Raw genomic sequence first — 11,210 nt, forward strand, 5'->3', positions numbered from 1 at the left:
ATCCGATTAGGCACTGAAGTACGTCTCATGCAGTTCTTCCCCTCGATCGAACCGATCACGCGTGAGCGGGGAAACATCTACCGTCGTTGCCTCGCCGTCGAGAGCGAGCTCGGCGACGACTTGCCCTGTCGCAGGCGACTGCATGAAGCCGTGACCGGAGAAGCCAGTCGCGGTAAGAAAACCCGGCATAGACTCCTCTATTATAGGGTGGTGATCGGGCGTCATCGCGTACAGGCCTGCCCAGCCACGGACCAGCCGCGAATCGGGACCGAAGTAGTCGGCCACAGTGGCGACCTGTTCGACGATGTCCGCGGCCCAATCAAGATTGTGTGATTTCTCGTATTCGTCAGGGTTCTGCGGCGGGTCCCGGCCCAAGTGGCCACCAACGAGCGCTTGGCCGTTACGCTCAGGTCGAAAGTAGCAACCCGCATCAAGATCCGTCACAAGCGGATTGGAGTCCGGCACCGGCGATTCCGGATCGACAATTAGTGCCTGACGTCGTTTAGGCGTCACCGGTAAGTCAATCCCGGCCATCTTCGCGATCTGCGGCGACCACGATCCGGCGGCGTTGACGACAACGTCGGCGTCATAGCGTCCTTCAGTCGTGTCGACGCCGATGACGCGTCCGTCGCGAACGCGGACGTCGGTCACCTCAACGCCAGTCTCGATTTCTGCACCAGCCTCGTTCGCCGCAATCGAGAAGCCCTGCAACCCCAAATGCGGATCCGCGAATCCATCGGTTGGGCAGTAGGCCGTAGCGACGTACTGTTCGGTCCGCAGGCCAGGGACGTACTCAGTTGCTGCTTCAGGGTCAAGGATCCGGCTATCGACGCCGAGACCGTTCTGGAACGGCACTGTTTCCTCGAAGAGTTCGGCCGTCGATTCCTTGCGCGCAACGTAGAGGTAGCCGGGTCGCTTGTACTCGATGTCGACGCCGAACTCGTCTTCGAAGGTTTCCCAGACTGAGATAGCCGCCTGCGAGAGACGAATGCTTACCTCCGTTGAAAATTGTGCGCGGATGCCGCCGGCCGCGCGATCGGTTGCGCCCGCACCGAGGGAAGTTCGCTCTAGGAGGGTCACGTTGACCCCGCGGTCGGCCAAGTAATATGCGCTCGCACAGCCCACAATCCCACCGCCGACAATGATGACCTTCATTTGTAGGGGGAGTCGTAGCCGCTGCGGCATAATACCTTGCCCCGAGTTGGCGTATATTTATCGTACTAGGAGGTGGATTAACGTTAGTGGCGGAAAACGGGGAATTCACAGGTGGTACGAGGCGGATGCCCCGACCGTTGAGGTCGGGGAGGAAACCGACAACCGATAACACAAACCACGCTATAATGGCTGTCCAACTCCCACATATATAAAATATCAATAGTATATGCGAAAATACAGTGGAGTATCGTCGTACCGCCGTTATCAAACTCGACACCCCAAAGGAGGCGATGCTCCTCTTCGAAAGACTGTCGATCAATTCAAACACTGCGCCAACACCGCGAGCGAGTGGTGCTGGCACGGCGACGACGGTTACCACGTCACCTCGAAAGCCACAGCGGAACGCGCCCTCTACGACCGACTCCGAGACGAAACTGACTAACCACGAATCTCGTCCAGAAAGGGATTCGACAGGCGGTTGAAGCCGTCAAAAGCGGAGTCTCGCGTCTCGAACGTAGTGAGAACACGTCGCAACCGCACTTTTCTGCCGATAGCGCGGTCTACGACAAGCGGAGCGCGACGTTCCACCGCGACCACGTATCGCTATCCACCGTAGACGGGCGCGTTGAGTGTGATTACATCCTTCCGGACGACTCGGAGACGCCGCCAATAAAGTACGTCTCCGACGAGGATTTCGAGTTTCGGATGCCGCACTTGCAGTACCGTGACGGTGACTGGTATCTCCACGCTTCGATGCGGAAAGTCCAAGCAGACGAGGAATCGTCTGAATCCGAGTCCAAGCACAGAACAGTTCTTGGAGTGGATTTAGGCGTGAACAACCTCACCGTTGCTTCGACGGGGCGCTTCTGGTTGGCAGACGAGTTCAATCACTGGCGTCGAGAGTACGAAAAACGCCGTGCATCGCTCCAGCAGTGTGGCTCTCGGCACGCCCACGAGAACATCGAGTCAGTCGGGCAGAAAGAGTACGGACGCTTCGAGACCCACCTGCACATAGTGGCGAACGAACTCATTGAGGAGGCTGTCGAGAACGACTGTTCGCACATCGTGATCGAGGACTTGACCCACATTCGGGAGAACATTCCCGAAGCGACGTGGCAACACGTCTGGACGTTCCGACGTCTCTCCGAGTGCGTCGAATACAAGGCCAAAGAACACGGTGTCGAAGTCGTGCAGGTTGACCCACGTAACACGTCGAAGCGGTGTTCGACGTGTGGGTTTATCCACGACGACAATCGGTCGGGAGAGTCGTTCGAGTGCCAGCAGTGCGAGTATGAGAACCACGCCGACTACAACGCCGCGAAGAATATCGGTTTGCAGTATCTCCGTCGTCAGCAAAACACAGACGATGGAGGCGCACCCGTAGATGTGCGCTTGAATCACGGGACACTGAACATGAGCGGGGAGTACGTCCCCCTGCCTCTACCGAGGCATAGAACGGGAGTCCACACGAAAGCCTCGGGTGTCGCCCGAGACGGCTTTGCCGTCTCATGATAACGAGAGAGCTTCACTCTCTCGAACCACTTGGCCCCGAGGCGATTTACAGTCTAGACGGTACGTCATCCTTCGTTCCAGCAGGCACAGAATGGCACAGTGTCAACAAAATAGAGGGCATACGAAGGTTGTCCACGTCATTGTCGACACTATTGAATTGGGTCTTCACCACGGGGTGACAGTTGTAGCACCCCGGCAGGGAATTTCGGCTTCACCCGACGATTTTGAGCGTGTAATCCTAATCCAAATTTGAAATCGCTTCGTCGATATCGAAGTCCTGGGTCTCCTCAGTCCCTTCCTTATTCCGATCGACTGTTTCTGGCTCATCTTCAATCTCCATCTCAGGCCCCTCCTCTTCGGTGAACTCTGAATTGACTCCCCATGGCATAGTATCGTTTTTCTCCAATCTGAGTGCTCGGCTTCGACTCATTGAATAGTTTGAGCGCTTTCGTTATTACTATTCGGGTATTCAGAACCCGCCCTCAACAGATAAATATATAAGTCAGTTGGATGGTGTTGGGTTTATCTCCTATTGATGTCAACTGGATGTCGACGGCAGGTTTAAGTTATATGCGCTGAACAGCATTGATAGCACTTGCCATGGAGATCACGAGCATAAAGGTGTATCAGGTCGATTTACCCATCGCTGAGGGGAGTTACGACTGGTCGAATGGCAACTCCTACGAGTCGTTTGATTCGACGATCGTTCGGCTGGAAACTGATACAGGTCTCGCTGGCTGGGGAGAAGTCGCAACGCTGGGTTCCGCGTACCTGCCAGCATACGCCCGCGGCGCTCGCGCGGCAATCGAGGAACTGGCACCAGCCGTTCTTGGTGCCGATCCCACGCAGCCGGCAGTGCTGGCGGAGCGGCTCGATCGGCAGCTTCGGGGCCACCCCTACGCCAAGTCGGTCCTCGATGTCGCTTGCTGGGACCTTGCGGGGAAGGCCGCCGGCGTCCCCGTCTCAACGCTACTCGGCGGGCAGTTCGGCGAGGATGTCCCGCTCTACCGGGCGATTTCCCAGGACACACCCGAGGCGATGGCCAAAAGTGTCGCCAACTACCACGATGCGGGCTACGAGAACTTCCAGCTGAAAATTGGGGAGGATCCGGTGACCGACGCCGAGCGTATCAGGGCGTCGCGGGCGGAACTTGATGATGAGTGTATCCTCGATGCGGACGCGAACACGGGCCTGACACGACACGAAGCGGTGCGGCTTGTCGAGGCGATCGACGACATCGATGTCTACGTCGAGCAGCCCTGTCAAAGCTACGAAGCCTGCCGCGCGATCCGCCGGAAGACCGACCACCCGTTCGTTTTAGACGAGGTGATGACCGGTATCGACGCTGTCGTCCGTGGCTATCAGGACGATGCGATGGACGTCGTCAACCTCAAGATCGCCAAGGTGGGTGGACTGACGCGTGCGCGAACGATCCGTGACCTCTGTGCGCAGTTCGAACTTTCGATGATCATTGAAGACACGTGGGGCAGCGAGATCGCGACGGCGGCGATCGCTCACTTGGCACAGAGCACACCAGCCGACTACCGCTTGGCAAGCACCGACTTCCAAAGCTACAACACGGTCACAACCGCCGACGGGGCGCCTGAGCGGGCCGATGGCCGGATGCGCGCGTCGACCGCACCTGGCCTCGGCGTTGAGCCGCGCCTGGATGTACTGGGGGAACCGTTGGCCACCTACGGAGGGAAGGCTTGAGCGGGTTCGACCGAGCAAGCTGGGATCGACAGGCGATGCAGACGACCTCGTGTGACGATGAATTACGATCGGGTATCCTCGGTAGCGTTCGAAAACGCCCCCTGTTCGTGTACGATCCGGAATTCACTGTCGAGGTCCCCGACGTCGGAGAGGTAACGGTCGTGATCGCCTACGGGGGTTCGTTCTACACCCACCTCTCCGCTGCCGAGGCCGGAGTTACAATTGAACCAGACGAGATTGTCGACTTGATCTGCGTTGGCTCCGCAACCAAGACGCCGGTGAACGACGCGATCGCGATTGAGTACCCCGAAGACGACGATCTGGGAATCCTCCACGGGACGATCTTTACCACTCCATCAGACCGCGACGGCGTCGACAGTCGCAACGTGTGCATCTTTGCCGACGGTGAAGTGGACCGCTCGCCGATTGGGACAGGTGTCAGCGGACGCCTCGCCGGATGAGCCGTTCGTCGTAGAGAGCATCATCGGATCGACGTTCACCGAACGGCGCCGTGGCGAGACCACTGTCGGTCCCTACGACGCCGTTATTCCCGAGGTGGAGGGCAGTGCCCATATTACAGAATTTCGAGACGAAAGCCCACGGCTTCAGCCGTGGGATGAAGCCGACACACTACGCAAACCACCAGACAACGCTATCCCGTAATCCAAACGCTTACACAATTCTCGACCTACGATCGTTGATGTAAGCAGGCGGCCACAACGAACGAACAAGTACACTGCCAACCCGGTCAGCGACCGGTACCGACAGTGCTTGTTCGAGTGGTTGTCTGCGCACGCCCCGTTGTGGAATTAACTCACGTATCGACGCCGCCACGCCTACTTCGATCAGAATAGCGACGTCTGGAATGTCGACTACGACGACCTCTACGATGCGTACGCCCCCATCATCGGCAAATCCGCCTGCCAACAACTCACCCGGAAAAGTTCGGAAGCGTGGCGGTCGTTCTTCTCACTCCTCGACCCAATCGTAGTCATCGTGAACGGATACCCGATCCTGTTTCAAAACCCTAGCTCCCTTTCAGAACACGGTATGTTCTGCGAGCGGATTTTGACCGTCGAACCGATCGGCAGTCAGGACTGAGACGTCGACGGTCTCGGCCGTGCCGTCCAGAGTCAGCTCCGCCACGACGGCGCCAACCGCTGGGGCGTGCATCAATCCGTGGCCTGAAAAGCCAACCGCGTTGACGAGTCCGGGAATCGACTCCTCGAGTATTGGATGTCCGTCTGGCGTCATGGCGTATAAACCCGCCCAGCCGTTCAGAATATTCGTGGCTGGCGACACGTAGTCCGCGACCGCGGCCGCGCGCTCAAGGACGTCCTCGGCCCACGCAGCGTCGTGCCTGTGCGAGTAACGTTCGGGATCGACTGGGGAGTCGTCAGGGTCCTCAATGCCGCCCACCAACGCACGCCCGCCACTGTCGGGACGAAAGTGCGCGCCAGCGTCAAGGTCAGCCGTCCACGCTGTGTCATCCGGAACCGGACGCTCCGGTTTCACGATGAGCAGTTGCCGCCGTTTTGGGGCTATCGGGATATTAAGGCCCGCCATCCCAGCGATACGTCCACCCCAAGCCCCGGCGGCGTTGATGACGACGTCTGTCTTGAACGACTCTTCAGGAGTATCGACACCGACGACGCGTCCGTCGCGACATTGGAGGTCGACGACTTCCGAGCCCGTACGGATCTCGACACCAGCGTCAAGGGCTGCTTCGTGGTAGCCTTGGACCGCGCGATGATGATCGAGGTAGCCATCTGTCCCGCAGTAAGCGGCACCGACGAAGTTCTCGCTGTGGAGTCCTGGACAATGCTTGCGGGCGGACTCGGGGTCCAAATACTCAGATTCGATCCCGAGGTCATTCTGCAATGCGACGTTCTCGCGCAGTTCCGCCGCCGTTTCTGTCGTCCGCGCCAGAAAGAGATAGCCTGGCCGGCGGTAGTCTGGATTAACGCCGAAACGCTCGGCGAAGGACTCCCAGACCGGAATGCTCGCCTTCGAGAGGCGAACGTTGATCTCGGTTCCGAACTGGGCCCTAATCCCGCCGCCGGTCCGGATCGAGTTCTCGGCACCCACGCTGTTGCGTTCGAGGAGCATCACGTTGGAGCCACGTTCGGCGAGTTCATATGCACTGGCAAGGCCGATGATGCCCCCGCCGACAACGATGACGGTCATCGACCTACAGGTTCGACGCGCCCGCGTTCGTTATCAGGCGACCCAGCCCACCGAACTCGCTGCGCGCCGTATCGACCAAGTTTTCGACTTTTTCGTCCTCGGTCTTGTCGCTTTGGATTCCGATGGTGAGTCAGTCGCTGAGAGTGTCTACGGCCGTTGACGACGTTCGCATTCTCTCGTACAACGACTTCGACGGAAATCCGGCCGGTCTCACTGCTCAAGGCAGCGTCCAGTGTAACGTTCCTGGTTAGTTGGATAGGCATGTACGTGCAACTTGGCGAGCGCTTAGCCATATTACTTCGGTTGTGGGTAGGTCCTGTCGCGGTTGACCGGCCGGCGAAAATTCTCCGTACGGTCAGGAATCCCGCAGTCGGTTACAGCCAGGCTTCAAGCCGATCGAATGCCTCATCGATCCGCTCAAGCGAGTTCGAGTAGGCGATGCGAACCCGGCCTTTGCCGGTGTCGCCGAAGACGGTACCCGGGACTAACGCCACGCCGGCTTCTTGTAGGAGCGACCAGACGAAGTCCTCCTCGTCGTCGAATCCGTCCGGAATCGTTGGGAAAGCGTAGAATGCGCCGGTAGGTTCCGGACAGGTCATCCCGTCGATCGCATCGAGGCGTTCAAGGACGCGCTCGCGCCGTTCGGCGAAAGCCTCAACGAGCGGACCGTGTGGGTCGCGATCAATCGCTTCAACGGCTGCCCATTGCGAGAGTGACGGAGCACAGGTCGTGGTGTACTGGCGCGCGCGAATGATTGGATCAATCAGCTCCGGCGGCGCACCAAGGTAGCCAAGTCGGAAGCCAGTCATCGAGTAGGCCTTCGATACGCCGTTGACCGTGATTGTCCGCTCGTGCATCCCGTCGAGCGATGCCAGGCTGTGGTGAGTCGCGTCGTCGAAGAGGATTTTCTCGTAAATCTCGTCGGAGATGACTATAAGGTCGTGCTCGACAGCGAAGTCGCGGATCGCCTCGGCGCGCTCCCGTGAGAGTACTGACCCCGTCGGATTTTGCGGGCTATTGACGACGAGCAGCTTCGTTTGCTCCGAGACACCAGCTTCCAGCGAGTCAAGGTCGGGCTGGAAGCCGTCTTCGGGATCGAGCTCGTAGGAGACCGGCGTTCCGCCCGCCAGTTCGACGTGTGCACCGTAGGTCCATCGGGGATCAGGGAGGAGAACCTCGTCCCCCTCGTTGATCAGGCCAAGAATTGAGACGAAGATCGCCTCCGTCGCGCCCGCGGTGACGACTATTTCGCCGTCTGGATCGTAGCTTACCTCGTTTTCCGTCTCAAACTTCTTCGCGATTGTCTCGCGAAGCGGCGCAATCCCGTAGTTCGACGTGTAGTGTACCTGACCGTTCTCGAGCGCTGTCGCCGTCGCTTCCTTGATCGGCTTCGGCGTGTCAAAGTCCGGCCGACCGATCTCGAGGTGGACGACGTCTTCGCCCTCGGCCTCAAGGCGATCGCACTCTTCGAAGATCTTTCTGATCCCAGAAAACGGCACCGACGCCATGCGCGTAGCAGGAGTAACTGAGTCCATGCACAGCCTCTCAAAGGGCACGGTCAAAAAACTCCCGCTCCGAGGCCGTGGACACTTCCGGGGACACCACTGCCAGATAAGGCGAGAAACTATTGGTAAAGACGCTATTCGACGGCGGGCGCCAGACGATTAGTCAATAACGGTGCCTTCTGATAGCGGGCTGCCTCCCTCGAATCGATCTGAGGTCAGTGATGAGATGTCGATCGAGGTCGCCTCGCCATCGACGACGAGCTCGGCGACGAGTTGGCCTGTCGCGGGCGACTGCATGAATCCATGCCCTGAGAAGCCAATCGCATTGACGAAGCCGGGTCGCGTCTCCTCGATAATCGGGTGGTGGTCCGGCGTGACGGCGTACAGTCCTGCCCAAGCGCGGCGAATCTCCGAATGCGGGCCGAAGTATCCCGCGGTGTCCGAAGCTGCCTCAACCACCTGTGCAGACCACTCAAGCGGAACCCGCTCCTCGAAGTCATCTGGATCTTGGGCCGGATCAGCCTCAGCGAAGTGGCCGCCAGCGACGACGTTCCCCTCGCGTTCTGGACGAAAATGGACGCTCCGATCCGCATCAATAGTGAAGGGAGTGGACTCGGGGACCGGCGTCTCAGGATCAACAATGACGAGTTTGCGCCGCTTCGGTGTGACCGGCACATTGAGGCCAGCCATTTCGGCGATCTCGGCCGCCCATGGCCCGGCGGCGTTGACAACGGTGTCGACCTCGATGGATCCCTTGGACGTCTCGACTCCGGTGACGGAGCCATTGCCGTCGAGCGTGATATCAGTTACCTCGACGCCAGTGCGGATGTCGACACCCGCTTCGTTTGCGGCGATTGAGAAGGCCTGCAGGCCGAGGTGTGGGTCAGCGATACCATCGTTGGGTGAGTAGGCGCCGCCAAGAAATCGATCCGCGTGCAGTTCCGGACAGATCTCGCTGGCACGCTCGGGAGAGACGAACTCGCTCTCGACACCGAGCTCTTCCTGTTTTCGGACGTTCTCTCGGAAACGCTCGGCCGTCTCCTCCGTTCGCGCCATGAAGAGATAGCCGGGACGACGAAATTCGATGTCCGTGTCGAATTCCGTTTCGATGGACTCCCAGACTTCGATACTTCGTTGGGAGAGTTTCGAACTAACCGGTGAAGAGAAATGAGCACGAATGCCGCCGTTGGCGCGATCTGTACTCCCCGACCCGAGCGATCCCTTCTCAAGGACGGTGACATCCACATCCCGCTTACTAAGGTAGTACGCACTCGCGAGTCCGACGATTCCGCCGCCAACGATGGCAATCTGCATAGGTGGCGATAGCGACCGCACCTATATAATAACTTGTGACAGGAGAATACCGGCCGGGAGTCAACAAGCGCGACCGGATAACTGGTGTTGAATCATCGCAGTGCCGTCGACACATGATCGTATAATTCTGCACGGCAATATCAAGGCGTGTTACCGCTGTTTCGTCTATAGAGCGCGCGCCCTAATATCCAGATAATGGTTGTACTCAGCTAGTCGATAGATCTTGCGCAAACAACCAATAGATTCCCTTGTCCGTCTTTGGTTCCGGCGATTGTCGGTTGGCAGAGCGGGCCCAGCACACTCCTGATGACGAATGTTAGTTTCTGAGAACAAACTTGGACAGCCCACCTACGACGAGTACACCTAGCTAGCGTCGCGTAAAAACGCCGTAAACGGTCGAATCTCATTTGACTATCTCCTATTGCTGAAGTTACGGAGCTTAATCCCGATGCGTTTCATCTCTGGTTTAGGTGTCTTTGAGTCATGGAATCCCATGGAGTAAGTCGGTCTGTTTTCCTGAACTAAATCGAGTGTACACGCATAATTCAACGAGAACTGTTGTTGTCTCTCGAAAGCGAAACCAGTTTGATGGCGAGGAACGCTTAACCCCAAGCGGCGTCGCTGTCAGCCCGTTTCCCACGGTACATCAAAATCATGTTAATAGCTCTCGCTGAGCAGGTCTGTGAGCATCTTGAGCAACTAACTCAACTAGCCGATTCTATATTGTTCCTGGTTGAAAATCAGCTCTGAGCTTGTTCTCGTTAACTCTCACCAAGGGTATTGGTACCAATTAGTAGTCTCTATATGATGGGTGTATAAATAAGGGAGGATATCTGAATTAGGTCTAGCACTTTTTCACTCATTTTTTGCGGATGAACCACGGTACAGATCGGTTCTACGATGATTAGTAGCTAGTTCGTCCCTCGCCTACTCTTATACGTTAGTGTGGAGGGTATTCCGGAAACTGTGGGCCGAGACGAGTTGTAACTCTGCTATAGCATTTAAAGCAACAATATATAGGAAGGGCAATTTGTGGCTGGTCTATTCAGACGTCCACGAATAACAAGCATGTGTTTGTAAGTCTTCGTCCCACCCACATCGATCGATTTACTTTCTCACGCAGGTATTACAAACCTACGGACGTAATATACAGTTCATCACCGGATATTTACGACCGAAGTACGAGAGAGCTTAATCTGACCGATAGCCCGGCCCAGAATCCCCCATCGGAATTCCATCTGCTAAACCACATATCGGGCCTACTATCGAATATCATTGTATTAGCACTCCACGGAGTATTGGAGACCGATCCCTGTCTAACCAATATTATCACTATCCAAAATACTCGCACTTTTAAGTAATATTGGTAGTTTTCGTTCGCACAATCCCACCCCCAGCTGAAGTGATACACGCCGTATTGACCCTCGTCATGCCTGAAGACGCGGATATCCCACAGTACCGAACCGCTGGATTGAGGATATTATCTCATACAGTCGAGGTATTCTCCTGAAATCCGTATAAGAGCAGATTAGTTGTACTCGTAAGTCCCCAAGCCCGGATGAATTCTTACCACCCAAACAAAAATCTCGTATAGCTAGATGCTCGGGGGTTCGCCGCCGAACTCTTCGATGAGCGCGGGCACAACGTCGAAGAGGTCTCCAACAATACCATAGTCCGCGATGTCGAAGATGGGCGCGTTCGGGTCCGTGTTGACCGCGATGATCGTCTCACTTGCCTTCATCCCGGCAACGTGCTGGACCGCACCCGAAATACCGATCGCGAGGTAGACGGTAGGGGTCACCTGCTTGCCGGACTGGCCGACCT

At 57.2% G+C, this 11,210-nt stretch carries 7 protein-coding genes and 2 pseudogenes; 3 read left to right on the top strand and 6 right to left on the bottom strand.

Going from position 1 to position 11,210, the window contains the following annotated elements; all coding sequences use genetic code 11:
* Positions 1-6: 6 nt before the first annotated feature.
* Complete coding sequence (locus tag LPA46_RS14800) at positions 7-1,155, bottom strand: NAD(P)/FAD-dependent oxidoreductase (protein WP_230893152.1); 1,149 nt, start codon at positions 1,153-1,155, stop codon at positions 7-9.
* A gap of 239 nt (positions 1,156-1,394) precedes the next feature.
* Here LPA46_RS14800 and LPA46_RS14805 point away from each other — a divergent pair.
* Positions 1,395-2,609 (top strand): annotated as a pseudogene (locus LPA46_RS14805) (RNA-guided endonuclease InsQ/TnpB family protein).
* 296 nt (positions 2,610-2,905) lie between these two features.
* On the opposite strand, the gene LPA46_RS14810 reads toward LPA46_RS14805, so the two are convergent.
* Entirely contained in the window at positions 2,906-3,073 is a 168-nt protein-coding gene (locus tag LPA46_RS14810) for a hypothetical protein (protein WP_230893153.1), read from the bottom strand.
* Positions 3,074-3,267: 194 nt separating this feature from the next.
* Here LPA46_RS14810 and LPA46_RS14815 point away from each other — a divergent pair, with 194 nt between their 5' ends.
* Complete coding sequence (locus tag LPA46_RS14815; RefSeq protein ID WP_230893154.1) at positions 3,268-4,380, top strand: cis-3-hydroxy-L-proline dehydratase; 1,113 nt, start codon at positions 3,268-3,270, stop codon at positions 4,378-4,380.
* Between the two features lie 35 nt (positions 4,381-4,415).
* A pseudogene (locus tag LPA46_RS14820) lies at positions 4,416-5,043 on the top strand (proline racemase family protein).
* Positions 5,044-5,418: 375 nt separating this feature from the next.
* Here LPA46_RS14820 and LPA46_RS14825 read toward each other — a convergent pair.
* The 4 genes from LPA46_RS14825 to LPA46_RS14840 all read right to left on the bottom strand — a co-directional run.
* Positions 5,419-6,567 (bottom strand): NAD(P)/FAD-dependent oxidoreductase, encoded by a 1,149-nt coding sequence (locus tag LPA46_RS14825; RefSeq protein WP_230893156.1) that lies wholly within the window; start codon positions 6,565-6,567, stop codon positions 5,419-5,421.
* A gap of 374 nt (positions 6,568-6,941) precedes the next feature.
* Complete coding sequence (locus LPA46_RS14830) at positions 6,942-8,102, bottom strand: pyridoxal phosphate-dependent aminotransferase (protein WP_230893157.1); 1,161 nt, start codon at positions 8,100-8,102, stop codon at positions 6,942-6,944.
* A 129-nt stretch (positions 8,103-8,231) separates the two neighbouring features.
* Positions 8,232-9,386 carry an NAD(P)/FAD-dependent oxidoreductase gene (locus LPA46_RS14835; protein ID WP_230893158.1) on the bottom strand — a complete coding sequence of 385 codons (1,155 nt, stop codon included), beginning with the start codon at positions 9,384-9,386 and terminating at the stop codon, positions 8,232-8,234.
* Positions 9,387-10,980: 1,594 nt separating this feature from the next.
* The coding region (locus tag LPA46_RS14840; RefSeq protein WP_230893159.1) for an electron transfer flavoprotein subunit alpha/FixB family protein at positions 10,981-11,210 on the bottom strand (230 nt) is incomplete at its 5' end.

The sequence above is a fragment of the Halobacterium sp. KA-6 genome, from assembly GCF_021029015.1.
Lineage (GTDB): Archaea > Halobacteriota > Halobacteria > Halobacteriales > Halobacteriaceae > Halobacterium.